The sequence below is a fragment of the uncultured Microbacterium sp. genome, from assembly GCF_963524805.1.
Classification (GTDB): domain Bacteria; phylum Actinomycetota; class Actinomycetes; order Actinomycetales; family Microbacteriaceae; genus Microbacterium.
On the sequence record NZ_CAURGG010000001.1, the window covers coordinates 553,379 to 578,169 of the forward strand.

A 24,791-nucleotide genomic window follows, 5' to 3' on the forward strand; every position below is an offset into this window, starting at 1 on the left:
CGGTTGTCGAGTAGCGAGCGTCAGCGAGCGTATCGAGACACTTGATCACGCGAGCGTGATCAAGTCCTGGTAGTCGCGGTTCCAGAGGTCCTCGACGCCGTCGGGGAGGATCAGCACGCGCTCGGGGTTCAGCGCTTCGACGGCCCCCTCATCGTGCGAGACGAGCACGACGGCGCCTTCGTAGTGCGAGAGCGCCCCGAGGATCTCTTCGCGGGAGGCGGGGTCGAGGTTGTTGGTCGGCTCGTCCAGGAGCAGCATGTTGGCGCTGGAGACCACCAGCGTCGCGAGCGAGAGCCGCGTCTTCTCACCGCCGGAAAGCACTCCGGCCGGCTTGAGCACGTCGTCGCCGGTGAAGAGGAACGAGCCCAGCACCTTCCGCGCCTCGGTGGCGTTGATGTCCGGGGCGGCCGACATCATGTTCTCGAGCACCGAGCGCGACACGTCCAGGTTCTCGTGCTCCTGCGCGTAGTAGCCGATCTTCAAGCCGTGGCCGGGCTCGAGCTGCCCCGTGTCGGGCTTGTCGACCCCGGCGAGGATGCGCAGCAGCGTCGTCTTTCCCGCACCGTTCAGTCCCAGCACCACGACCTTGGAGCCGCGGTCGATCGCGAGGTCAACATCGGTGAAGATCTCCAGTGACCCGTACGATTTCGACAGCCCCGAGGCCATGAGCGGCGTCTTGCCGCACGCGGCCGGCTTCGGGAAGCGCAGCTTGGCGACACGTTCCACCTGACGCACTTCGTCCAGGCCCGAGAGCATCTTCTCGGCCCGCGCAACCATCTGGTGGGCGGCGGCCGCCTTCGACGCCTTGGCGCCGAATCGCGCAGCCTGCAACTGCAGCTGAGTCGCCTTCTTCTCGACGTTGACGCGCTCCTTCTTGCGGCGCTCCTCGTCGGCCACCCGCTGGCGGAGGTAGTTCTTCCAGTTCATGTTGTAGACGTCGATCACCTGGCGGTTCGCATCCAGGTAGAACACCCGGTTGACCGTCTCGCCGACCAGCTCCACGTCGTGGCTGATCACGATCAGCCCGCCCTTGTAGTTCTTCAGGAACTCGCGCAGCCACACGACGCTGTCCGCGTCCAAGTGGTTGGTCGGCTCGTCCAGGATCATCGAATCGGCATCCGAGAAGAGGATCCGAGCCAGTTCGATGCGGCGACGCTGACCACCGGAGAGCGTTTTGAGCGGCTGGTCCAGGATGCGGTCGGGAAGCGACAGGTTATGCGCGATGGAGGCCGCCTCGGCCTCCGCCGTGTAGCCGCCGAGGGCTTCGAAGCGCTCGGTGAGGCTGCTGTACCGCTTCATCGCCTTCGCGGCGACGTCGGCGTTCTCGTCGCCCATCTGCAGCGATGCCTCGTGCATGCCGATCGCGAGCGAGCCGAGGCCGCGCGCGTCCAGGATGCGCGTGCGTGCGAGCATCTCCGGATCCCCCGTGCGCGGGTCCTGAGGGAGATACCCCAGCTCGCCGGAGCGGTCGACCCGGCCGTTCGCCGGGAGCAGGTCTCCGGCGAGGACTTTGGTCAGCGTGGTCTTTCCCGCGCCGTTGCGGCCGACCAGACCCACCTTGTCGCCGTTGCTGACACGGAAGGACACATCCGCCATGAGCACGCGTGCGCCCACGCGGATCTCGAGATCGTGCACGGCGAGCACAGCGAAGGTCCGTTTCGTAGAGGGGTGTGCGGCCGAGGGGCCGATCTCCCAGTCTACGGGGACCCGCCTGGGCGATCGCCCGATGCTCAGTCGGCGACCGAGATGGCAAGCTGAGCCGATGCACCGCGATACGTGGTCCAGTTCAGCGTGTAGTCGCCGTCCGCCGGGGACGGCACGGTGAAGCAGAGGGGGTAATCGTCGATCCCCTCGTTGATGTCGAAGACCGTGTACACGGTCCCGATCTGCGCGGCGGCCGTGCCGTCCGGCAGTGTGAGAGATGCGGCCAACGGAGTGTCGCCGCCGACGATGGAGACGGCTTCGCTGATGTCGCCCCAGATCACGAGGGCCGCCTCGTCTTCGCCGCCGGGCTCATACCAGAAGCGACCTGATTGGGCCGGACCGTAATCATCCACGTCCGCGCACGCCCAGGGCAGGACCTGTGCTGAGGTCGCCGTGAACGTGAGCCCCCCGCCGTCGGCAACACCTGAGGCGATGACATCGAACGGCTCGGTGCCCTCCGGCTCCGAGTCGTCCCCGAGCGGCACCGACCAGGTGGCATAGCCCGGGCCGCCCAGCACGAGTCGGGCACGGGACAGGTCGACGGCGGCGTCCGGAGCGAGCTGGAAGGTCAGGTCGATCGACGTCGACGACGAGGGGACCGCCACCGATGAGATGACGGAGACCGGCGTCGGAGCGCCCCCGCCCGTGTCGAGCAGGACGTACTCCGCGAGGTCGGCGCCGAAGGACTCGGTATTGGCGGTGTTCTCCACAACTGTCGTGAGGACCACTTCTCCCGTCGCCGGGTCGTAGGCGGCGGCATCCACCGTCACGTGGTTTCCCGCGAGCCACCCGGCCGCTCTCGGCGCGGTCGACTGCGCCACGGGGCCGGACTCAGGGGTCGGAGAGGCCGAGGCCGACGGTTGCGGTGCGGTATCGGTCGCGGGCGCGCCGGCGCAGCCGGCGACGGCGAGGACCACGCCGCAGGTGATGGCTGCGGCGACCGTCGCGCGATGCGCGCCGGCTCGGCGAGGCATGCGACGGCGTGCAGGTTCATGAGACATGGGCGTTCCTCCGACTCGGAGGAGCACGAAGCCCGGCCGTTGATACACCGGGACCGCTGGCATCCGGGGGCGCGATGGCGCAGGCGGATGCCGTCGGCCGCCTCGCCCTGCCCTGCGCGGCGGCTCGGAGGGCCGGCTCTAGGATGAGTCGCGACAACGCTGCACCAATGCCGGCCCGCGTGGCCGCCCGCCGAAGGAGACCCATGTCCTCGATCGCCGCCGTTCCGGCACTGCCCGCTCGTCGGCGAGTGCTCGCCGACGTCATCGCGCGTCCGTCGAGCCGAGCACGCGCGTTCGCCGTCGACGCGGCCCTCGTGCTGGCCGGCGCGGCCGTCGTCGCTCTGCTCGCTCAGGTCGAGATCCCGCTGTGGCCCGTTCCGATCACGGGTCAGACGCTGGGCGTCATCATCGTCGGCGCGTCCCTGGGCGCATGGCGAGGCGCCGCCGCCCTCACGACGTACATGGTGCTCGGACTGGCTGGGCTGCCGATCTTCGCGGGCTTCACCGGGTCCCTGCTCGCTGTCGCCAAGCCCAGCTTCGGATTCGTCATCGGCTTCATCTTCTCTGCGTTCGTCGCAGGCTGGTTCGCCGAGCGGGCGTGGGATCGTCGGCCGGCGCTGGCGTTCGTGGGCTTCGCGGCCGCGAGTGCCGTGCCGTTCGTGTTCGGCATCCCGTATCTCGCGTTCGTGCTGAACGTCACCCTGGGCCTGGATCTCTCCTTCGTCGAGATCCTGCAGGCGGGCCTCTTCCCGTTCATCCTCGGCGGCCTGGTCAAGGCGGGAATCGCCGCGCTGGTCATCCCCGGAGCGTGGGCACTCGTGCGCAAGGCGGACGCCGCGAAGAAGGGCTGAACCTCGGCGGGATTCGCATCCTCTGCGGTCGCTAAGTAAGGTAAGGGTTACCTAACACGCTTACCGATGCTGATCGACACGGAGGATCTCGTGCCCCGCACCCGTACCGCCGCCGCCCTCGCGGTCGCCGCTCTGACCACCCTCGTCCTGACCGGCTGCGCGGGACAGAGCACCGCCGACGCGGAAGCCGTCGACGTCGCCGCCGCTGCCGATGGGGACTTTCCCGTCACCGTCGAGCACGCCTTCGGCCAGACCACGATCGACGCGCAGCCCGAGCGCATCGCCACCGTGGCATGGGCCAACCACGAGGTGCCCCTCGCGCTCGGCGTCGTTCCGGTCGGCATGAGCAAGGCCACCTGGGGCGACGATGACGGCGACGGTGTGCTGCCCTGGGTGGAGGACCGGCTCGACGAGCTGGGAGCTGACACGCCCGTCCTGTTCGACGAGACCGACGGGATCGATTTCGAAGCGGTCGCCGACACTCAGCCGGATGTCATCCTCGCGGCCTACTCGGGACTGACGCAGGAGGAGTACGACACCCTGTCCAAGATCGCCCCGGTCGTCGCCTACCCCGACGTCGCGTGGGGGACCTCGTACGAGGACATGATCCGGCTCAACTCCGCCGCGATCGGACGCGCTGACGAAGGCGATCGGCTGATCGAGGATCTCGACGCCGAAGTCCAGACCGCGCTGGCCGAGTACCCCGAGCTGGCCGCGTCGAAGGTCCTCTTCTCCTTCCTCGACCCCGCCGACTTCAGCCAGATCGGGTTCTACACCTCGCTGGACACCCGACCCGGGTTCCTCACCGCCCTCGGGCTGCCGGAACCGTCGGTCGTCGCACAGGAGTCCGCCGGATCTGACCTGTTCTACCTGTCGGTCAGCTCGGAAGAGGCAGACCGCTTCGCGGATGTCGACGTGTTCGTGACCTATGGCGACCCGGACGGCGACATCGTCGCGCAGCTGCAGGCGGACCCGCTGCTCTCGCAGATCCCGGCGATCGCCGACGGCCGCATCGCCGTGCTGGAGAACTCCACACCGCTCGCCGCCTCGGCCAACCCCTCGCCGCTGTCGATCGGCTGGGGCATCGACGAGTACTTCGCGCTGCTCGCGGCTTCCCTGCGCTGAAGCCGTGACCCTCACGCCGACCACGACGCCGTCGCCGGATGCCGCTGCACTGCGGCGCCCGGCGGCGGTGCGGGCCGCCTGGCTCGCCGGAGCCACCCTGACACTGGTCGTGCTGTGCATGCTGTCCGTTGCGCTGGGAGCCCGCGAGGTGACGCTGCCGGAGATCCTCGGCGGACTGACCGGTGATGTGCGTGGCGTCTCCGAAGCAGCCGTCGTGGCCCGGGTTCCTCGCACGGTGCTGGCGCTCCTGGTCGGCGCCTCCCTCGGCCTCGCCGGCGCCGGCATGCAAGCGGTCACACGCAACCCGCTCGCCGATCCCGGCATCCTCGGGGTCTCCGGGGGTGCGGCCCTGGCCGTGGTCATCGGGATCGTCTTCTTCGGCCTCACCGACCCGACCGTCTACCTGTTCGTCGCCATCTCGGGCGCAGCCGTCGCTGCCGTGTTCGTATACGGGGTCGGCTCGCTGGGCGGCGGGGGGGCGACTCCGCTCAAGCTGACCCTCGCCGGTGCGGCGATCTCCGCCGCATTCGCCTCACTCACCAGCGCCCTCCTGCTGCCGCGGGTCGATGCCATGGAGACCTTCCGGTTCTGGCAGATCGGAGGGGTAGGCGGCGCCACGTGGGATCGCATCACGCTGGTGCTTCCCGCGCTGCTCGTCGGCGCGCTCGTCTGCTTCCTCTGCGCCCGCGGCATGAACTCCCTCGCCCTCGGGGACGACCTGGCGGCGGGGCTCGGCGAGAACGTGTTCCGCACGCGCCTGATCGCTGCCGCCGGCGCGGTCATCCTCTGCGGCGCGGCCACGGCCGTGGCGGGCCCGATCGCCTTCGTCGGTCTCGTCATTCCCCACCTGTGCCGCCTCCTCGTCGGCACGGATCACCGGTGGCTGCTCCCGTTCTGCGCGGTCGCCGGTGCCGCACTTCTGGTCGCCGCCGACGTGATCGGGCGCGTCGTCGCTCGCCCTGAGGAGATCGAGGTGGGCATCATCACGGCCTTCATCGGCGCTCCGGTCTTCATCTGGATCGTCCGCCGCCAGAAGGTGCGCGAACTGTGAGCGTGCAGAGTGTCCTCTCCTCACCGACGGATATGCGGGCCGTCCGTACGGGAGCACGCCTGCGTCGTCGGCATCTCGCCGGCATCACGACGCTGCTGACCATCCTCATCGTGGTGATTTTCGCGGTGACGCTCATGATCGGCGGCACCTTCTACAGTCCTGCCGACGTGCTCAGGGTGCTGCTGGGCGAGTCGGTGCCGGGCGCATCGTTCACCATCGGCGAGCTGCGCCTCCCCCGCGCCACTCTGGGCCTGCTGGCCGGATTCGCCTTCGGAATCGCAGGGGTCACCTTCCAGACCATGCTCCGAAACCCGCTCGCCTCACCCGACATCATCGGCATCAGCTCGGGAGCGAGCGTCGCCGCGGTGTTCGGCATCATCGTCCTCGCCCTCGACGAGACCGCGGTGTCCCTCCTCGCGCTCGCGGGCGCACTCGCCACCGCCGCGGTGATCTACCTGCTCTCCCACCGCGGCGGCTTCGCCGGCATCCGCCTGATCCTCATCGGCATCGGCGTCGCGGCGATGCTGGACAGCGCTGTGACCTACGTCCTGTCCCGCGCTGCGGCGTGGGATCTGCAGACGGCGATGCAATGGCTGACTGGCAGCCTGAACGGCGCCACCTGGCCGGGCATCCTGCCGCTGGCAGCGGCGAGTGCGGTGATGGTTCCGCTCCTGCTGTCCCAGAGCCGAGGACTCGGGATGCTGCGCCTCGGCGATGACACCGCGATGAGTCTCGGCGTCGATCTCACGCGCACGCGCGTGCTGCTCGTCGTCTCCGCGGTCGCCCTCCTGGCATTCGCCACCGCCGCGAGCGGCCCGATCGCGTTCGTCGCCTTCATGGCCGGTCCGATCGCCGCGCGCCTGGTCGGCGCCGGCGCCACCCCCCTGCTGCCCGCGGGGCTCATCGGGGCTCTTCTGGTGCTGGTGGCCGACCTGGTCGGTCAGTTCGCGTTCGACACCCGCTACCCGGTCGGCGTGATCACCGGCGCGATCGGGGCACCGTATCTCGTCTTCCTGCTCATCAGGATCAATCGCTCGGGAGGGTCACGATGACCGAACCACACAGCCTGTCTGCCGAGGCGCTGCGGCTCGGATACGGCGAGCGGACGATCGTCGACGGCCTCGACCTGCACGTGCCCGCCGGGCGCATCACCGCGATCGTCGGCGCGAACGGCTGCGGTAAATCGACGCTGCTGCGCGCGCTCGCCCGCCTCATCGTTCCGCGCGCGGGGCGGGTCGTCCTGGACGGCAAGGCACTGCACGACCGTCCGACCAAGGAGGTGGCGCGGATGCTGGGCCTCCTGCCGCAGGCGCCGGTCGCGCCCGAGGGGATCGTGGTGTCCGACCTCGTCGGGCGAGGCCGGCATCCCCATCAGCGCCTGCTCGCCCGCTTCACCGCCCACGATTACGACATCGTCGCCGAGTCGCTCGCCGCGACCGGCATCTCCGAGTTCGCCGATCGGCCCGTCGACGAGCTGTCCGGCGGCCAGCGTCAGCGCGTCTGGATCGCGATGGCACTCGCGCAGCAGACCGACATCCTGCTGCTCGACGAGCCGACCACGTTCCTGGACCTCGCCCACCAGGTCGAAGTGCTGGATCTGCTCACCGATCTGAACCGCCAACGCGGCACGACGATCGTCATGGTGCTGCACGACCTGAACCTGGCCGCACGCTACGCCGATCACCTCTTCGCGATGCGCGACGGGGCCATCGTGGCAAGCGGCGCACCCTCCGCGATCGTGACGAGCGGGCTGATCCGAGAAGTCTTCTCTCTCGACGCGGTCGTCGTGCCCGATCCTGTCTCGGGAACGCCCATCGTCGTTCCCCGCGGACGCCACCACCTGCTCACCCCACCGATCGAGGAGCATCGTGCCCACCACCGCTGAGCCCATCGCCGCCGACACGACGGCTCCGCCGACGATGCGGTTCTTCCGGTCGCGCGTGTCCGCCATCACCGACCTGACCCCGAGTTTCCGTCGCTTCACCTTCACGGGCTCCGACATGGCCGATTACGGCGACCCGGGCTTCGACCAGCGGGTGAAGGTAGTCTTCCCCACCGACGCGATCGGCCTCGAGGCGATGCCGACGGGTGATGACTGGTACACCCGGTGGCGGGAGCTGCCGGAGCACGAACGCCCGCCGTTTCGCACCTACACGACGCGCCGTGTCCGCGGGCAGGCGGGTGAAGTCGACATCGACATGGTCGCGCACGATGTGGCAGGCCCGGCGTCCGTCTGGATCGACCGCGCCGTCGTCGGCGGCGAAGTCCTGATCCTGGCACCGACCACCGCGCACACCGGCGTCAGCTACGGCATCGACTTCGTGCCGCCGGCGCGCACCGATTCCCTGCTGCTCGCCGGCGACGAGACCGCCGCGCCGGCGATCGCCGTCATCCTCGAGCAGCTTCCGGTCGATGCCACCGGAGTGGTCGTGCTGGAACTCCCCCACCCCGACGACATCGGCTACCTGCCGCATCATCCCGGTTTCGAGTACCGCATCACCGCGCGCGGCGACGCTGAGCGCCACAGTCACCTGGTCCCGGCGGTGCGGGCCGCCGCGGCGAGGCTCGTGCCACCCGGTCACGGCAGCGCGGTCGAAGAAGTCGACATCGATGCCGGCATCCTGTGGGAGGTGCCGCGGACGGCGAAGGGCGGCGCCGCCCTCAAGAGCGCACCCCTCTACGCCTGGCTGGCGGGCGAATCGGCCGCGATCAAAGCGCTGCGTCGCCACCTGGTCGCCGAGCGCGGGGTCGACCGGCGCGCCGTCGCCTTCATGGGCTACTGGCGTCTCGGTCGCGCGGAGAATTGACGCGCGTCGGATCAGTCGCGCCGGGACACCTCGTGCGCGTGCCCCAGCCGCAGCCCGGGGATCAGCGCAAGCACGGACAGGCCCGCGGCGAGCAGGAAGACCACGGGGAATCCGACACCCGTGCCGGTCAGCGCCACGAACGTGAGTCCCATCGCGGCGATCGCGACGGAGGCGCCGATCGCGTCGGAGATGGACAGCGCAGAGGAGTTGAAGCCCTGGTTCTGCGGGGTCGAGTAGGCGAGCGTCAGAACGGTCAGCCGCGGATACATCAGCCCCATGCCGGCGCCGGCGAGCCCCCATCCGGCGACGAGCGCCGCGGGCGGCAGATGCGCCCAGGCGGTCGTGGCGGCCGCCGCCAGCGCCGTGAACAGCAGCGCGCTGCCGATCAGCGTGATCCGCGTGTTTCCGATGCGATCTCCGAACGTGCCCTGCACCCACGCCGCGGCCGCCCACAGCAGCGCCGCCGCCGTGAGGCCCAGACCCGCCCACGTCGGGGAGAAGTCGTAATCGGCGATCAGCAGGTAGGGCACGTAGATCTCCGCACCGAAGAGCGCGCCGGCGATCAGTCCGCGCATGAGGATGACGCTGGGCAGCCCGCGCGCCGCGATCAGGGTGCGACGCGGCAGCAGCGGCCGTGCGGCCAGGGTGATCACGACGAGGGATGCCGCCACGGCGAGCCCCGCCCACGCGCCGAGCTCCCCCGCCAGGCTGAGGACCAGTGCGCCGAGGGCCAGCGCCACCGCACACGCGAGGCGACCGGCCACACCGCCGCCGGACGGGTGGTCGGTGTGCAGCGGGAGTCCGTGCAGCCGGACGGCCACCATGGCGAACGCGATCACGGTGAGCAGCGCGACACCGAGGAACACCCAGCGCCAGTGGAGGTACTCCGTGACGGCGCCGGCGAGGAATGGTCCGATCAGCGAGGGCACCACCCACGCCGCCGAGAATGCCGCGAAGACCCGCCCGTGCAAAGCGGACGGGTACACCCGCGCGACGACGACGTAGAGCGCCACGGTCTGCCCGCCCGTGCCGAGCCCCTGCACCAGTCTGCCGGCGACCAGCATCGGCATCGTCGTGGCGAACCCGGCGACGACCAGTCCGATCACGAACAGCGCAACCGATGCGTACAACGGTCCGCGCGGCCCCGACCGGTCGCTCCACGCGCCGGCGGCGACCATGCCGATCACACTCGTGGCGAGCGTTCCCGCGAAGGCGACGGCGTAGAGCGCCTCACCGTCCAGGTCGGCGCTCACGATCGGCATGACCGTCGTGACCGCGAGCGACTGGATCGCCGCGAGGAAGATGAGCGCCACCGCGCCGACGGTCACCCAGACGTAGCGCGCCGACCAGACGCCGGCATCCGGCACGATGGTGCCCACCGGCTCGGTCATGGCGCCACGAGCGACCCGATGCGTTCGACCGCCTGGGTCAGCACCTCCGGCGCGCAGCCGAAGTTGATTCTCACGTGCCCGCGACCCTCCTCGCCGAACAGGGGTCCCAGATGCAGCGCGACCTCGGCCTCGCGCCGGATGCGCGCCGCGGGGTTGTCCCCCCAGCCCAGCTCGGTCAGATCCACCCACGCCAGGAAGCCCGCGTCGGGAATCCGGTAGCGCGCGCCCGGCACGTGCTCCCGAAGCAGGTCCGCCAGAAGCCGCCGGTTGTGATCCAGCGCGGCCAGCAGAGCGTCGAGCCACTCGTCGCTCTCCGGCGAGAAGGCCGCGACGCCGGCGATGGCGCCGAACAGCCCGGTGCGCCACTCGATCTCATCGGGCAGCCCCCGCACCACGGCAGCTGTCTGCGGGTCGGCGGTCACCATGAGTGCGCACTTGAGGCCGGCGAGGTTGAAGGCTTTGCTCGCGCTGGTGACGGTGTAGCCGACCCGCGCCGCGGACGGCGAAGCATCCAGGAAGGGCGTGAATCGCCGGTCGGCGTGCACGAGCGGTGCGTGGATCTCGTCGCTGATGACGGTCGCGCCGTGCCGGGCCGCGATCTCGGCCAGGGCAGCGAGGCTCTCGCGCGAATGCGCGGTGCCCGTGGGATTGTGCGGGTTGCACAGCAGCACGGCCCGCGCGCCGGCGGCCATCGCGTGCTCGATGCCGGCGAGGTCGAGCTCCCACCCCGCGCCCGTGTCGGTGAGGGGCACCCGCTCCACGACCGCGCCCGCTTCGGGGACGCACTCGTAGAACGGCGGGTACACCGGAGACGTCACGACGACGCGGTCACCGGGTTCTGTCACCCGGCGCAGGATCTCCACGACGCCCATCATCACATCGCACGTGGTCCGCACGCGCTCGGGATCGACGGTCGACCCGAATCGGCGCTCGGCGAACTCGGCGTAGGCTCGCGCGATCCCGGGATCGGGCGGCGTGTACCCGGTGTCCCCGAGGTCCACCGCACGGCGGAGAGCCCGCGTGATCGCGGGCGCCGGCGCGAAGTCGGTCTCGGCCACGAAGAGGGGCAGGATCTCCGGCGGGTACTTCTGCCACTTGGTGCTCGAACGCTGTCGCAGCTGATCCAAGGGCAGAGCAGAAAGGGGGGTGACGCTCACGCTTCGAGCCTATCCACGGGGGCGGATGCCGCCGCTTCGTGCGTCAGAGAGGGAAACGAGACGCTCAGATGGCGAAGCCGAGCGCCCGCATCATGTCGCGGCCGTCGTCGGTGATGCGCTCCGGACCCCAGGGCGGCATCCACACCCAGTTGATGCGGAACCGCTCCACGACATCGTCCAGCGCCTGCGCCGTCTGCTCCTCGAGCACGTCGGTGAGCGGGCAGCCGGCGCTCGTGAGCGTCATGTGGATGACGAGGGCATCGTTCTCGTCGTCCCAGCCGAGGTCGTAGATCAGGCCCAGGTCGACGACGTTGATGCCCAGTTCGGGGTCCATCACGTCCTTGAGGGCTTCTTGGACCTCGTCGTACTTCTCGGGTGCGAGCGTCGCGGTCATGACGGGATTCTACGCTTCGCCTTCTGCGGCCGCTTCGAGAACGGGGTCGATGAACCGGTCGTAGCCTTCGTCCTCGAGGCGCTCGGCCAGTTCAGGACCGCCCTCCTCGACGATTCGGCCGGCGATCATGACGTGCACGAAGTCCGGGTGGATGTAGCGGAGGATGCGCGTGTAGTGCGTGATCAGCAGCACACCCAGATCGGTCTGCTCCTTCGCGCGGTTGACGCCCTCGGAGACGATCTTGAGCGCGTCGACGTCCAGACCGGAGTCGGTCTCGTCGAGAACGGCGATATGGGGGCGCAGCAGCTCGAGCTGCAGGATCTCATGGCGCTTCTTCTCGCCGCCGGAGAACCCCTCGTTGACGTTGCGCTGGGCGAACTTCGGATCCATGCGCAGGTTCTTCATGGATTGCTTGACGTCCTTGGTCCACGTGCGGATCGCGGGCGCCTCGCCGTCGATCGCGGTCTTCGCGGTGCGCAGGAAGTTCGTGACCGTCACCCCCGGGATCTCGACGGGATACTGCATGGCCAGGAACAGGCCGGCGCGAGCGCGCTCGTCGACGGTCATCGCGAGGACGTCCTCACCGTCGAGGGTGATCGTTCCGCCCGTGACGGTGTACTTGGGGTGGCCGGCGATCGTGTACGCGAGCGTCGACTTGCCGGAGCCGTTCGGTCCCATGATCGCGTGGGTCTGACCCGTCTTGATCGTGAGGGTGACGCCGTTGAGGATGGGCGTGGTTCCGGCATCCGTCTCGACCGTCACGTGGAGGTCGCGGATTTCGAGGACTGACATTTCAGACTTCCTTCTTCACAGCTGCTTCGTGACCGCGGGATCGATGAGGACATCGTCGCCGTCGATGGTGACCGCGAACACCGGGACCGGCTCGTACGCGGGGAGATTGAGGGGCTTTCCGGACAGCAGCGAGAACGCCGACCCGTGGGCCCAGCACTCGATCGTGTCGCCGTCGACGAAGCCTTCGGCCAGCGAGATGTCGCCGTGCGTGCACACGTCGCCAATCGCGTGGATCTCGTCGTTGGAGTCCTTGACGACGCAGATCGCGACGCCGTCGACCTCGACGCGCAGAGCGGAGTCCTGCTCGAGCTCGCTCAGAGCGCAGACGCGGGTTGCGGTCACTGCGCCGCTCCTTCCAGGGATGCCGGGGGGATCTCGCGGAGCTCGCGCTCGATCGCGCCGTGCAGCTCTTCCTCCAGAGCGGGGATGCCGAGCCGCTGCACGATGTCGCTGAGGAAGCCGACGACCACGAGCCGGCGGGCCTCGTCCTCGCTGATGCCGCGCGACTGCAGATAGAACAGCTGCTCGTCGTCGAAGCGTCCGGTCGCGCTCGCGTGACCGGCACCGCGGATGTCGCCGGTCTCGATCTCCAGGTTCGGGATCGATTCCGCCCGGGCGCCATCGGTCAGCACCAGGTTGCGGTTCGCCTCGTACGAGTCCGTCCCCACCGCCTCGGGACCGATCAGCACATCGCCGATCCAGACGCTGCGGGCGCCCACGCCCTGCAGCGCGCCCTTGTAGAGCACGTCGCCGCGGGTGTCGGGCCCCTTGTGGAAGAGGTAGACCTGACTCTCGAGATGCTGGCCGGCGTCGGAGTACGACAGGCCGTACAGCTGACCCTGCGCTCCGGCGCCCGAAAGCTCCACGCTGGGGTTCACCCGGACGACGGCGCCGCCGAAGCTGACGACGAAGTGCCGCAGGGTCGCGTCGCGATCGACGCGGGCCTGGTGGGATGCCGCGTGCACGGCGTCATCGTCCCACTGCTGCACCGACACCACGGTGAGGTGGGCGCCGTCGCGCACGAGGATCTCGATGTTCTGCGCGTGCGCGGCAGTGCCGGAGTGGCGGAGCACCACGGTGCCGCGCGAATTGGGCATCGCCTCCAGGACGACGTGCGCGTGCGCAAGCCCGCCGGTGCCGACCAGATCGATCAGGACCGGGGCGTCGAGCTCCACGTCCTGCGGGATCCGCAGCAGCGGTGCGAGCTCCTCGTGCTTCCACGCGATCGCGCTCGGCAGGTCTTCGGGGGTGAAGAACTCGCCGCGCGGGGCATCGCCGACCCGCAGCGTGAGCTGTTCGACCTCGTCGGGCGCGGACACCGTGACATCGATCACGCCCGAGGGTGCTGTCTCGTCGCGCAGCAGCGCATCGATGCGATCGATCGGGGTGTGCTTCCAGTTCACCTCGCGGCCCGATGGGCGCTCGAACGCGGACGGGTCGTAGGAGCGCGGACGCTCGGAGCGGGTCTGGATCGGAGCCCAGTTGCCGTCGGTGTGCGCGGTGGAACCCGGCACGGTCGTAGGAGGCACCGTGGCAGGTGCCTGAGTGGCCGCCGTCATCTAGCCGACCGATCCTTCCATGCCCATTTCGATGAGCTTGTTCAGCTCCATGGCGTACTCCATGGGCAGCTCGCGGGCGATGGGCTCGATGAAGCCGCGAACGATCATCGCCATGGCCTCGTCTTCGGGCATCCCGCGACTCATGAGGTAGAACAGCTGCTCTTCGCTGACCTTCGACACCGTGGCCTCATGGCCGAGCTGCACGTCGTCGACGCGGATGTCGATCGACGGGTAGGTGTCGGACCGCGAGATCGTGTCGACCAGGAGCGCGTCGCAGCGCACGGTGTTGGCGGAGTGGTGGGCATTGGCGTCCACGCGCACCTCGCCGCGGTAGCCGGCGCGACCGCCACCACGGGCGATGGACTTGGAGACGATGGAGGACTGCGTGTACGGCGCCATGTGGATCATCTTGGCGCCGGCATCCTGGTGCTGGCCGGGGCCGGCGAACGCGACGGAGAGGGTCTCACCCTTGGCGTGCTCGCCGACGAGGAAGATCGACGGGTATTTCATCGTGACCTTCGAGCCGATGTTGCCGTCGATCCATTCCATCGTCGCGCCCTCGTGCGCGATCGCGCGCTTGGTGACGAGGTTGTAGACGTTGTTCGACCAGTTCTGGATGGTCGTGTAGCGGACTCGGGCGTTCTTCTTCACGATGATCTCGACGACCGCCGAGTGCAGCGAATCGCTCTTGTAGATCGGAGCCGTGCAGCCCTCGATGTAGTGCACGTACGAGCCCTCGTCGGCGATGATGAGCGTCCGCTCGAACTGGCCCATGTTCTCGGTGTTGATGCGGAAGTACGCCTGCAGCGGGATATCGACGTGCACTCCGGGCGGCACGTAGACGAACGATCCGCCCGACCACACCGATGTGTTCAGCGCCGCGAACTTGTTGTCGCCCGCGGGGATGACCGTGCCGAAGTACTCCTCGAAGAACTCCGGGTGCTCGCGCAGCGCCGTGTCGGTGTCCATGAAGATGACACCCTGCGCCTCGAGCTGCTCGTTGATCTGGTGGTAGACGACCTCGGACTCGTACTGCGCGGCGACGCCCGCGACGAGGCGCTGACGCTCGGCCTCGGGGATGCCCAGGCGCTCGTACGTGTTGCGGATCTCTTCCGGAAGCTCTTCCCAGGTGCCGGCCTGCTTCTCGGTCGATCGCACGAAGTACTTGATGTTGTCGAAGTCGATCTCGCTGAGGTCAGCGCCCCACGTCGGCATCGGCTTGCGCTCGAACAGCTGCAGACCCTTCAGCCGGGTCTTGAGCATCCATTCGGGCTCGTTCTTCAGCGTCGAGATCCCGCGCACGACGGACTCGCTCAGACCCCGCTGCGCAGCGGCCCCGGCGGCGTCCTCGTCGTGCCATCCGAACTCGTACTGTCCCAGGCTGGCAAGCTCCGGGCGGTCGATCAGAACATCCGACATCGTCACACTCTCCTCCGGGCCACAACGGTGTCATCCGCCCCGGCATTCCTGCTCCTCCGGTGGAGTTCCGAAGAGGGATGCCGCTCGGTGGGCCCAATCGCTGGCGCCGTCTTGCGCGCCTAGACTTGTCAGTGATGCTGAGCGCGACGCGCCCGCATCCGACCCTTTGATTCTACAGGGTTCCGCCGGCTCACCGTATGGCGGTGCTCTCGCCCGGACGCGTCCGGAGCGCATTCCCAGGAGGCGACACCCGATGCCCGTGGACTCCGCGACCCGTTCCCGGCCCGGGATTCTCGGACGGCTGTGGCAGTGGCTCCCCGCCACGGTCGACCGCCGCGTCATCGGGGCAGCGTGGGCGACGCTCGTCGTGCAGATCGGCATCGTCGGAACCGGCGGCCTCGTGCGTCTGACCGGGTCGGGCCTCGGGTGCCCCACCTGGCCCCGGTGCACCCCGGACTCGCTCGTGAACACGCCGGAGATGGGCATCCACGGCGTGATCGAATTCGGCAATCGGCTTCTGACGTTCGTCCTGGTCGTCGTGGCGATCGTGACGTTCCTGTTCGTCGTGCGGATGCGTCGCGAGCGCGGTGATCTGTTCTGGCTGGCGCTCGTGATCGGACTCTACGTGCCGGTTCAGGCGATCATCGGGGGCATCACGGTGCTGACGAACCTCAACCCGTACGTCGTCGGGCTGCACTTCTTCGCCTCCGTCGTGCTGGTCGCACTGTCCGCTGTCCTGGTGGCCCGCGTTTACGCGGTGCCCGGTCCCCGGGTGCGCGCCGTGCCCCGTTGGTACGCCGCGGTGTCGCACGCGACCAGCGCGCTCGTGCTCGTCGCAGTCGTCGTGGGCGTGCTGGTCACCGGGTCGGGTCCGCACGCCGGTGATGGCGGCGCGGCGCGCAACGGGCTGAACCCGGAGTTCATGCAGCACGTCCACTCCTGGCCGGCCTACGCCCTGCTGGCGGCGACGCTCGTCCTGGTGATCGGAGCGCGAGGCACGCCGGCGGCGCTGCGGCTGCGCCTGTGGACCGGTTTGCTCCTGGCGGTCGAGCTCGCCCAGGTCGGGGTGGGCCTGTGGCAGGCGCGCACCGGCCTGCCGATCGTGCTCGTGAACATCCACATGGTGCTGGCGGTGCTTCTCGTGGCCGCGATGACGGCTGTCGTGATGCATCTGACGCAGCCTGCAGGCATCGTCCAGGAAGACCCCGCGTACGCTGGTTCGGTTGAGTCCGCACCGGCGATGCGCTGATCGGCACTCATAGCGCACTCATCGGAATCGCACACGTGCGACTCGGGAGCGCGCGGGATGCTGGTGCAAGCCGCGTCCCACCATCGCGTCCCGCAGCCCGTGTCCGGACCGACTTCACCCCGATCGAGGAGTTCTCGTATGACCGTTCGTCCCAGCCTTGTCCGCAGCATCCCGTTCTGGATCCTTCTCGTCGGCTCCGTGGCCACGATCGCCTTCGGCGCGTGGCTGTCCGTCACGACCCTGGGCACCATGTCGACGGCGCTGACCGCCGGCACCGCCACCCCGGTCGACGTGTACGTCGGCCAGGTCTGGGCGATCGTCGGAGGCATCCTCATCGCGACGGGCATCCTGGGTCTCGGCCTGGTGCTCGTGCTCGGCGTCCTGCGCTCCTTCGTGCCGGTCACCGACGTCGAGATCATCGAGGCCATGGACTGGTCCTCCGACGACGACGCAGCCGCAGACCTCGACCAGCCGGTCGCGGCCGCTGAGCCGACCGTCGTGACCGAGGATGAGCCCGTCGTGGTCGCGGAGTCCGCACCGCAGCGCTGATCCACGGCCCGCCGGTCCGGCGGGCGATCGAAGAGGGCGGGGGCCGTGTGCTCCCGCCCTCTTCGCGCGCTGGGTGCGGGTGCGGGCCGGTCGACCGAAGATACTTGCTGGATGGACCCGGTCGGAACGATCACCTGGATCGTGCTCTTCGTCATCACCACCGTCGCCGTCACCGGCGTGGTGGGGCGCCTCGGGTGGTCGGCACCGGTCGCGCTCGTGATCGTGGGCGGCGCCGTCTCGTTCATTCCGGCCGTGCCCGAAGTCGAAGTGCAGCCCGAGCTGATCCTGTACGGCATCCTGCCGCCCCTGCTGTTCGCCGCGGCGATCCGCACGTCGATCATCGACGTCCGCGCCCGCCGCGACAGCATCCTGCTCCTGTCCGTCGGGCTCGTCGCCTTCAGCGTCGTCACGGTGGGGTTGGCCGCCTTCGCGCTCATTCCCTCGATCACGCTGGCCGCCGCCTTCGCGCTGGCGGCCGTGATCGCCCCCACCGACGCGATCGCCGTCACGGCGATCGCCGGGCGCCTCGGACTGCCGCGGCGCGTGGTGACGATCCTCGAGGGTGAGAGCCTGCTCAACGACGCGACGGCCCTGGTCGCGCTCAACGCGTCGATCGCGGCCATCGTGAGCGTCGTCACCCCCGCCGAGATCGGACTGGACTTCGTGATCGCGGTCGTGGTGGGCGTGGGCGTGGGCGTGCTGACGGGTTTCGTCGTGTCGTGGGTCCGTTCGCGGCTGCACTCCCCCGTGCTGGATACGAGCCTGACGCTGGTCACGCCCTTCGCGGCGTTCCTGCTGGGACAGGTGCTGCACGGCTCGGGCGTTCTCTCGGTCGTCTTCGCGGGCCTCTACCTCGGCTACCGCGCGCCGACCGTGGCCTCGGCGGAGGCGCGGGTCGCGGAGCGGCTCAACTGGCGCACCGTGCAGTTCCTGCTCGAGAACGCGGTCTTCCTGTTCATCGGACTGAACCTGAAGGGCATCCTGCAGGGAGCCATCCAGACGGGGCCGGGGCTGTGGCAGACGGTCGGAATCTGCGCCGGCATCCTGCTGGCCCTCGTGCTGTCGCGCTTCGCGTGGGTCATGGCGACGACCCTCCTGTACCGCAAGGGTCCGCAGCGCCTGCGCGAGCGCAGCTGGCCGTGGCGCAACGGCGTCGCGGTCTCCGCCGCGGGGGTTCGCGGCGTCGTGACCCTCGCCGCGGTCTTCCTGCTGCCCGCCGAGACGCCCGAGCGCGAGTACCTTCAGTTCCTCGCGTTCGTGGTCGTCGTGGCGAGCCTCCTCGGGGGCCTTGCGCTTCCGAGCATCATCCGCTGGCTGAAGCTGCCCAAGCCGAGCTTCTCGCAGGAGCTGATCGAACGCCGACTGCTGATGGCCGAAGCGCGCCAGGCGGGCATCGACCTGCTCGACGCCCAGCCGGTCTCGGACGACGAGAAGCGGGTCGCCGATCTGCTGCGCACGGACGCCGGCTTCCTGGGCGAGACCCTCGACACGTACGGCCCGGATGCCTCGATCCCCCAGCTGGAGGTCAAGTACCGGCTGCGCCGCCGCATGCTGGAGGCCGAGCGCACCGCCGTGCTGACCGCCCGCAGAGAGGGCCGCTACCAGGAGCCGGCGATCGTCGCGGCGCTGCAGGCGATCGATGCCGAGGAGACGGCGCTGCGGGCGCAGTTCCCGCGCGAGCGCTGAGTCGCCGGCTCTCGATCAGAACGGCAGCAGCGGGTCGATCGCGATCGCGACGAACAGCAGCGTCAGGTAGGTGATCGATGCGTGGAAGACGCGCATCGGCCGCGGCTCGGTGCCGCGCACGGCGCGGGTGTAGAGCCGGTGCGACTCGTAGATGAACCAGCCGCCGAACACGAGCGCCGAAGCGGTGTAGACCAGGCCCATGCCGGCGACCGGGATCAGCAGCAGAGAGCACGCCACCGTCGCCCAGGAGTACAGGATGACCTGCAGCCCCACTTGCGACCCGGAGCGCGTCGCGCCGAGCATCGGCACGTCGACTTCGTCGTACTGCTCCTTGTACTTCATCGACAGCGGCCAGTAGTGCGGCGGTGTCCACAGGAACACCAGCGCGAACAGGATCATCGGTGTCCACGAGAGCGAGCCGGTCACCGCAGACCACCCGATCAGCACGGGGAAGCAGCCGGCGATCCCGCCCCACACGATGTTCTGCTCCGTGCGGCGCTTGAGGATCATCGTGTAGATCACGACGTAGAAGAAGATCGCGCCGGCCGACAGCACGGCTGCGAGCCAGTTGGTGGTCAGCCAGAGCCAGACGGTGGATGCCGCAGCCAGCGTCCAGGCGAACACCAGCGCGCCGCGCGGCGAGACTTCGCCGGTCACGAGCGGCCGGTTCACCGTGCGCTGCATGTGCGCGTCGATGTCGCGATCGAGGTACATGTTGAACGCCGCAGCGGAGCCGGCGCTCAGGGATCCGCCCAGCACGGTCGCGAGCACCAGCCAGATGTCGGGGAAGCCGCCCTCCGCCAGGATCATCACCGGGACGGTCGTCACCAGCAGCAGCTCGAGCACGCGGGGCTTGGTCAGCGCGACGTACGCGCGGATCGTGCGGCCGAGGGAGTGCGGGCGAGCCTCGGGGGCGGCGGATGCAGCGCCCGCCGTCATCGTGGTGTCCATCGCTCCCCGTTGTGAACTGCTCGACAGCTGGAATTCTGCCTTCGAGTCTATGGCATCGCCGCGGCGCGACTCCCTCGAGGATCGGATGTCAAGGGCCGTAACGCATCAACGGCGGCGAAGGCCGCTTCGGTATGCTGGGGACACGCGCGCCCCGCGCCGGCTGCTCCTCCCGAATTGCGACGCGGTCTGCGAAGTCGGGTGCACTCCCTCTGAGAAAGGCGGCCCGGTGTCGGAACTGCGTTGGGATGAAATCGATCGGCGCGCGGTGGACACCGCTCGCGTGCTGGCAGCGGACGCGGTCGAGAAAGTGGGCAACGGGCATCCCGGTACGGCGATGAGCCTCGCTCCGGCCGCCTATCTGCTGTACCAGCGCGTGCTGAACCACGACCCGGCCGACGTGCACTGGCCCGGACGCGACAGGTTCATCCTGTCCGCCGGCCATTCCTCGCTCACGCAGTACGTGCAGCTGTACCTCGGCGGGTTCGGGCTGGAACTGGACGATCTCAAGGCTCTGCGGACCTGGGGCTCGAAGACCCCGGGGCACCCCGAGTACGGCCACACCGACGGCGTCGAGATCACGACCGGCCCGCTGGGTCAGGGACTGGCCTCGTCGGTCGGGTTCGCGTATGCGGCGCGGTACGAGCGCGGCCTGTTCGACCCCGAGAGCCCGGCCGGGCAGTCGCCGTTCGACCACTTCATCTACGTGATCGCCGGCGACGGCGACCTGCAGGAGGGCGTGACCTCGGAAGCCTCCTCGCTCGCGGGTCACCAGGCGCTGGGCAATCTGATCGCGATCTACGACTCGAACCAGATCTCGATCGAGGACGACACGGACGTCGCCTTCACCGAAGACGTCGCGAAGCGCTACGAGGCCTACGGCTGGCAGGTGCAGGTCGTGGACTGGAAGAAGACAGGTCAGTACGTCGAGGACGCGGCCGAGCTGTTCGCCGCCCTCGAGGCAGCGAAGGGCGAGACCTCCCGGCCGTCGCTGATCATCCTGCGGACGATCATCGGCTGGCCTTCCCCGGGCAAGCAGAACACCGGAAAGATCCACGGCTCGGCCCTCGGCGCTGACGAGCTGAAGGCGACGAAGGAGGTGCTCGGCTTCGATCCCGAGCAGAGCTTCGTCGTCGCCGACGACGTGCTCGCGCACACCCGCGCACTGGGTGAGCGCGGCGCCGCCGTCCACGCGGCATGGCAGGAGCGGTTCGACGCGTGGGCGCAGGCCCACCCCGAGCGCAAGGCGCTGTGGGACCGCATCACGGCGCGAGAGCTGCCCGAGGGCATCGCGGAGGCGCTTCCGATCTTCGAGGCCGGCAAGGAGGTCTCCACCCGCGCCGCTTCCGGCACGGTGATCAACGCGCTGGCCGCTGAGCTGCCCGAGCTGTGGGGAGGCTCCGCCGACCTCGCCGAGTCCAACCTCACGACGATCAAGGATGCGAAGTCCTTCATCCCCGAGCAATGGTCCACGCACGAATGGTCCGGAGATCCGTACGGCCGGGTGCTGCACTTCGGCATCCGCGAGCACGCGATGGGCGCGATCGTCAACGGCATCGTGCTGCACGGCCCGACCCGGGCGTTCGGGGGCACCTTCCTGATCTTCAGCGACTACATGCGCCCCCCCGTGCGGCTCGCGGCCCTCATGAACATCCCGTCGATCTTCGTGTGGACCCACGACTCGGTGGCGCTCGGCGAAGACGGCCCGACGCACCAGCCGATCGAACAGCTGGCCGCTCTGCGCGCGATCCCCAACTTCACGGTCGTGCGTCCCGGCGACGCGGCAGAGACGGCCGTGGTGTGGCTGGAGATGCTGCGCCGTCACGCCGGTCCCGCCGGCATCGCGCTGACCCGTCAGAACATCCCCGTCTTCGCACGCGGAGACGGCGAGGCCGACGGCGAGACCTTCGCCACGGCCGACCTTGCGGTCAAGGGCGCCTACGTGCTGGCGGAAGCCCCGAACGGCACACCCGATGTGATCCTCATCGCGACCGGCTCCGAAGTGCAGCTGGCCGTCGCGGCGCGCGAGACGCTCGCCGCCGAGGGCGTGAATGCGCGCGTCGTCTCGGCGCCGTCGCTGGAGTGGTTCGACGAACAGGATGCCGCCTACCGCGAGTCGGTGCTGCCCAGGGCGGTCACCGCCCGCGTGTCCGTCGAGGCGGGAATCGCCCTTCCCTGGCGCGGCCTCATCGGCGACCGGGGGCGCAGCGTCTCGATCGAGCACTTCGGCGCGTCGGCCGACTACAAGACCCTGTTCCAGAAGTTCGGCGTGACAGCCGAGGCCGTCGTCGAGGCGGCCCGTGAGACTCTCAAGGAGAACGCATGAGCACCCCCACCGCCCACCTCGTCGCTGAGGGCGTCAGCATCTGGCTCGACGACCTCTCCCGCCAGCGCATCATCACCGGAAACCTCGCCGACCTCATCGTGACCCGCAACGTGAGCGGAGTCACGACGAACCCGACGATCTTCGCCGGCGCCATCGGCTCCGGCTCCGATTCGTACGCCGGTCAGATCCACGAACTCGCCGCGCACGGCGCGAGCGCCGACGAGGCGATCTTCGCGATCACCACCGACGACGTGCGGGCCGCAGCCGACGTCTTCCGCCCCGTCTACGACGCGACCGACGGCGTGGACGGCCGGGTCTCGATCGAGGTCTCCCCCGATCTCGCGCACGACACCGAGGCGACGATCGCCCAGGCCAAGGAACTGTGGGCGACGGTCGACCGCCCCAACGTCCACATCAAGATCCCGGCCACCAAGGCGGGGCTTCCCGCGATCACCGAGGTGATCGGTTCGGGGATCTCGGTCAACGTGACCCTCATCTTCAGCCTCGAACGCTACGCCGCCGTCATCGACGCGTACCTCGCGGGCATCGAGCAGGCTCAGGCTGCCGGCCTGGACGTGTCGAAGATCCACTCTGTCGCCTCGTTCTTCGTCTCGCGCGTGGACACCGAGGTCGACAAGCGCATCGCCGCGATCGACTCCGACGCCGCCGCCACCCTCAAGGGCCTCGCGGGCATCGCCAACGCGCGCCTGGCATACGAGCTGTTCGAGAAGGAATTCGCGACGGCGCGCGCCACGGCCCTCACGGACGCCGGTGCCCGGGTGCAGCGGCCCCTCTGGGCGTCGACCGGCGTCAAGGACCCGGCCCTGCCGGACACGCTCTACGTCACCGAGCTCGTCGCACCCGGGACCGTCAACACGATGCCCGAGAAGACCCTCGAGGCGACCTTCGACCACGGCGTCATCGCGGGCGACACGGTCACCGGTGCCTACGCCGGCGCGCACGAGGTGTTCGACCGCCTCGCCGCCGCGGGGATCGACATCGCCGATGTGACGCAGGTGCTCGAAGACGAGGGAGTCGAGAAGTTCATCGGCTCCTGGCACGAGCTGCAGGAGACCGTCGCCACCGCCCTGAAGACTGCCGCCTCCGGCGCAGCCTCGGGGTCGGACCGGTGACCTTCGACATCCATCTGACCGGTCACGTCAAGGCGGTCGTCGAAGAGACGCTGCCCGGCCTGATCGCCGACCTCGTGGCCTCGGGGATCACCGCGGGCGACGCGTCGCTGTGGGGTCCCGCGGCCGAGGACGAGGCATCCCGTCGTCTCGGATGGGTCCAGGCGGTCTCGGTGTCCGCTCCGCTCGTGCCCGAGATCGAGGCGCTGCGCGCTGAGCTCGTCGCCCGCGGAGTCACGCGTGTCGTGCTGGCGGGGATGGGCGGATCGTCCCTCGCGCCCGAGGTGATCGCCCAGACCTCCGGCGTGCCGCTGGTGATCCTCGACTCGACTTCTCCGAGCCAGGTGCTCGCGGCACTCGACGGCGACGCGGAGGCCGGAGGCCTGGAGCAGACCGTCCTGGTCGTCTCGTCCAAGTCCGGGTCGACCGTCGAGACCGACTCCGCCAAACGCGCGTTCGAGGCGGCGTTCCGCGACCTCGGGATCGATCCGCTCGAGCGGATCGTCGTGGTCACCGACCCGGACTCCCCGTTGGATCAGGGCGCCCGCGCGGACGGCTACCGCGTCTTCAACGCCGATCCGACAGTCGGCGGCCGCTACTCCGCCCTCACCGCGTTCGGTCTCGTCCCCGCCGGGCTCGCCGGTGTCGACATCGCCGAACTGCTCGACGAGGCGGAAGCCACGCTGCTCGAGGTCGCCATCGACAGTCCCGACAATCCCGCCCTCGTCCTGGCTGCGGCGATCGCCGGCCACTCCGGCACAGACCCTGCCGCCGCTCGGCGCGACAAGCTCGGTCTGGTCACCGACGGCACGCATATCGTGGGCCTTCCGGACTGGATCGAGCAGCTGGTCGCCGAGTCCACGGGCAAGGAGGGCACCGGCATCCTGCCCGTCGTGCTGCTGCCCGTCTCCCCCGAGGTCGAGAACCCGCCCGCCGATCTGCAGATCGTCCGCTTCGTCGACGAGGCGAACGCCTTCCACTTCCGCGAGCACCACCAGGGCGAGGTCCTCGTGAGCGGGTCGCTCGGAGCCCAGCTCGTCGTCTGGGAGTACGCCACGGCGATCGCCGGACGGATGCTGGGCATCAATCCCTTCGACCAGCCCGATGTCGAATCCGCCAAGGTCGCCACGCGGGGTCTGCTGGACGCGCGCCCCGAGCCTGCACCTCCCGCCTTCGCGGTCGACGGCGTCGAGGTGCGTGTCTCGGATGCCGCCCTCGCTGCCTCCGGGACGGTGGCCGGCGTCCTCGATGCCCTCTGGGCGCGGCTGCCGGAGAACGGATACGTGTCGATCCAGGCATACGCCGACCGGACGCGCCTGCCGCAGCTGCAGGGCCTGCGCGAGCTCGTGGCCGCCGACTCCGGTCGGCCGACCACCTTCGGCTGGGGACCCCGGTTCCTGCACTCGACCGGTCAGTTCCACAAGGGCGGTCCTGCCGTCGGCGTGTTCCTGCAGATCCTCGAGCAGACCGACGTCGACCTGGAGATCCCCGGTCGGCCGTTCACCTTCGGACAGCTGATCCAGGCGCAGGCCGCCGGCGACGCCGCGGTGCTCGCCGACCACGGACGGCCGGTCGTCACCCTCACCCTCACCGACCCCCAGGCCGAGGTGCTCACGCTCTTCGAAGCCGCCCAGTAGGAGCTTCCGCATGAT

The 24,791-nt window shown here is 69.4% G+C and carries 22 protein-coding genes; 12 read left to right on the top strand and 10 right to left on the bottom strand.

The window, feature by feature from the left end:
- Window positions 1–45: 45 nt before the first annotated feature.
- The gene (locus RWQ91_RS02710) at window positions 46–1,644 is read right to left on the bottom strand and encodes an ABC-F family ATP-binding cassette domain-containing protein (protein ID WP_314502482.1); all 1,599 of its coding nucleotides are present in this window, start codon (window positions 1,642–1,644) and stop codon (window positions 46–48) included.
- A gap of 86 nt (window positions 1,645–1,730) precedes the next feature.
- Entirely contained in the window at window positions 1,731–2,705 is a 975-nt protein-coding gene (locus RWQ91_RS02715) for a hypothetical protein (RefSeq protein ID WP_314502483.1), read from the bottom strand.
- Window positions 2,706–2,908: 203 nt separating this feature from the next.
- Between RWQ91_RS02715 and RWQ91_RS02720 the strand changes: the two genes are divergently transcribed.
- The 6 genes from RWQ91_RS02720 to RWQ91_RS02745 all read left to right on the top strand — a co-directional run bounded on the left by RWQ91_RS02720 (window position 2,909) and on the right by RWQ91_RS02745 (window position 8,539).
- Entirely contained in the window at window positions 2,909–3,556 is a 648-nt protein-coding gene (locus RWQ91_RS02720; RefSeq protein WP_314502484.1) for a biotin transporter BioY, read from the top strand.
- A gap of 66 nt (window positions 3,557–3,622) precedes the next feature.
- The gene (locus RWQ91_RS02725; RefSeq protein ID WP_314502485.1) at window positions 3,623–4,681 is read left to right on the top strand and encodes an iron-siderophore ABC transporter substrate-binding protein; all 1,059 of its coding nucleotides are present in this window, start codon (window positions 3,623–3,625) and stop codon (window positions 4,679–4,681) included.
- A gap of 4 nt (window positions 4,682–4,685) precedes the next feature.
- Window positions 4,686–5,732: an iron chelate uptake ABC transporter family permease subunit gene (locus RWQ91_RS02730; RefSeq protein WP_314502486.1), complete on the top strand. Its 1,047-nt coding sequence runs from the start codon at window positions 4,686–4,688 to the stop codon at window positions 5,730–5,732.
- A 32-nt stretch (window positions 5,733–5,764) separates the two neighbouring features.
- The gene (locus RWQ91_RS02735) at window positions 5,765–6,784 is read left to right on the top strand and encodes an iron chelate uptake ABC transporter family permease subunit (protein WP_314502913.1); all 1,020 of its coding nucleotides are present in this window, start codon (window positions 5,765–5,767) and stop codon (window positions 6,782–6,784) included.
- A complete protein-coding gene (locus tag RWQ91_RS02740; protein ID WP_314502487.1) occupies window positions 6,781–7,617 on the top strand; it encodes an ABC transporter ATP-binding protein in 837 nt (278 codons plus the stop codon). The genes RWQ91_RS02735 and RWQ91_RS02740 overlap by 4 nt, the downstream gene beginning before the upstream one ends.
- A gap of 34 nt (window positions 7,618–7,651) precedes the next feature.
- Window positions 7,652–8,539, top strand: a complete 888-nt coding sequence (locus RWQ91_RS02745) for a siderophore-interacting protein (protein WP_399545853.1) — start codon at window positions 7,652–7,654, stop codon at window positions 8,537–8,539.
- Between the two features lie 11 nt (window positions 8,540–8,550).
- On the opposite strand, the gene RWQ91_RS02750 is transcribed toward RWQ91_RS02745, so the two are convergent.
- The 7 genes from RWQ91_RS02750 to sufB form a co-directional block, all read right to left on the bottom strand.
- Window positions 8,551–9,930 (bottom strand): MFS transporter, encoded by a 1,380-nt coding sequence (locus RWQ91_RS02750; RefSeq protein ID WP_314502489.1) that lies wholly within the window; start codon window positions 9,928–9,930, stop codon window positions 8,551–8,553.
- Window positions 9,927–11,087 carry an aminotransferase class I/II-fold pyridoxal phosphate-dependent enzyme gene (locus RWQ91_RS02755; RefSeq protein WP_314502490.1) on the bottom strand — a complete coding sequence of 387 codons (1,161 nt, stop codon included), beginning with the start codon at window positions 11,085–11,087 and terminating at the stop codon, window positions 9,927–9,929. The genes RWQ91_RS02750 and RWQ91_RS02755 overlap by 4 nt, the downstream gene beginning before the upstream one ends.
- A 64-nt stretch (window positions 11,088–11,151) precedes the next feature.
- Window positions 11,152–11,481, bottom strand: coding sequence for a metal-sulfur cluster assembly factor (locus tag RWQ91_RS02760; protein WP_314502491.1), 330 nt, complete (start codon window positions 11,479–11,481; stop codon window positions 11,152–11,154).
- Window positions 11,482–11,490: 9 nt separating this feature from the next.
- On the bottom strand, window positions 11,491–12,273 hold the full coding sequence (sufC, locus tag RWQ91_RS02765) for a Fe-S cluster assembly ATPase SufC (RefSeq protein ID WP_314502492.1): 783 nt from the start codon (window positions 12,271–12,273) through the stop codon (window positions 11,491–11,493).
- A 15-nt stretch (window positions 12,274–12,288) separates the two neighbouring features.
- Window positions 12,289–12,615 (bottom strand): non-heme iron oxygenase ferredoxin subunit, encoded by a 327-nt coding sequence (locus RWQ91_RS02770; protein ID WP_314502493.1) that lies wholly within the window; start codon window positions 12,613–12,615, stop codon window positions 12,289–12,291.
- Window positions 12,612–13,832 carry a Fe-S cluster assembly protein SufD gene (sufD, locus tag RWQ91_RS02775; protein ID WP_314502494.1) on the bottom strand — a complete coding sequence of 407 codons (1,221 nt, stop codon included), beginning with the start codon at window positions 13,830–13,832 and terminating at the stop codon, window positions 12,612–12,614. The genes RWQ91_RS02770 and sufD overlap by 4 nt, the downstream gene beginning before the upstream one ends.
- On the bottom strand, window positions 13,833–15,251 hold the full coding sequence (gene sufB, locus RWQ91_RS02780) for a Fe-S cluster assembly protein SufB (protein WP_314502495.1): 1,419 nt from the start codon (window positions 15,249–15,251) through the stop codon (window positions 13,833–13,835).
- Window positions 15,252–15,504: 253 nt separating this feature from the next.
- Here sufB and RWQ91_RS02785 point away from each other — a divergent pair, with 253 nt between their 5' ends.
- The 3 genes from RWQ91_RS02785 to RWQ91_RS02795 all read left to right on the top strand — a co-directional run bounded on the left by RWQ91_RS02785 (window position 15,505) and on the right by RWQ91_RS02795 (window position 18,735).
- Window positions 15,505–16,500 carry a COX15/CtaA family protein gene (locus RWQ91_RS02785; RefSeq protein WP_314502496.1) on the top strand — a complete coding sequence of 332 codons (996 nt, stop codon included), beginning with the start codon at window positions 15,505–15,507 and terminating at the stop codon, window positions 16,498–16,500.
- A gap of 138 nt (window positions 16,501–16,638) precedes the next feature.
- A complete protein-coding gene (locus tag RWQ91_RS02790; protein ID WP_314502497.1) occupies window positions 16,639–17,049 on the top strand; it encodes a dinucleotide-utilizing enzyme in 411 nt (136 codons plus the stop codon).
- A gap of 111 nt (window positions 17,050–17,160) precedes the next feature.
- Window positions 17,161–18,735 carry a sodium:proton antiporter gene (locus tag RWQ91_RS02795; RefSeq protein ID WP_314502498.1) on the top strand — a complete coding sequence of 525 codons (1,575 nt, stop codon included), beginning with the start codon at window positions 17,161–17,163 and terminating at the stop codon, window positions 18,733–18,735.
- Window positions 18,736–18,750: 15 nt separating this feature from the next.
- Here RWQ91_RS02795 and RWQ91_RS02800 read toward each other — a convergent pair whose 3' ends face one another.
- Window positions 18,751–19,686: a heme o synthase gene (locus tag RWQ91_RS02800; RefSeq protein ID WP_314502499.1), complete on the bottom strand. Its 936-nt coding sequence runs from the start codon at window positions 19,684–19,686 to the stop codon at window positions 18,751–18,753.
- A 226-nt stretch (window positions 19,687–19,912) separates the two neighbouring features.
- Here RWQ91_RS02800 and tkt point away from each other — a divergent pair, with 226 nt between their 5' ends.
- Genes tkt through RWQ91_RS02815 form a run of 3 tightly spaced genes read left to right on the top strand, consistent with a single transcriptional unit; the run spans window position 19,913 to window position 24,776 of the window.
- Complete coding sequence (gene tkt / locus RWQ91_RS02805; protein WP_314502500.1) at window positions 19,913–22,009, top strand: transketolase; 2,097 nt, start codon at window positions 19,913–19,915, stop codon at window positions 22,007–22,009.
- A complete protein-coding gene (gene tal / locus RWQ91_RS02810) occupies window positions 22,006–23,142 on the top strand; it encodes a transaldolase (RefSeq protein ID WP_314502501.1) in 1,137 nt (378 codons plus the stop codon). The genes tkt and tal overlap by 4 nt, the downstream gene beginning before the upstream one ends.
- The gene (locus RWQ91_RS02815; protein WP_314502502.1) at window positions 23,139–24,776 is read left to right on the top strand and encodes a glucose-6-phosphate isomerase; all 1,638 of its coding nucleotides are present in this window, start codon (window positions 23,139–23,141) and stop codon (window positions 24,774–24,776) included. The genes tal and RWQ91_RS02815 overlap by 4 nt, the downstream gene beginning before the upstream one ends.
- The last annotated feature ends 15 nt before the right edge of the window (window positions 24,777–24,791 follow it).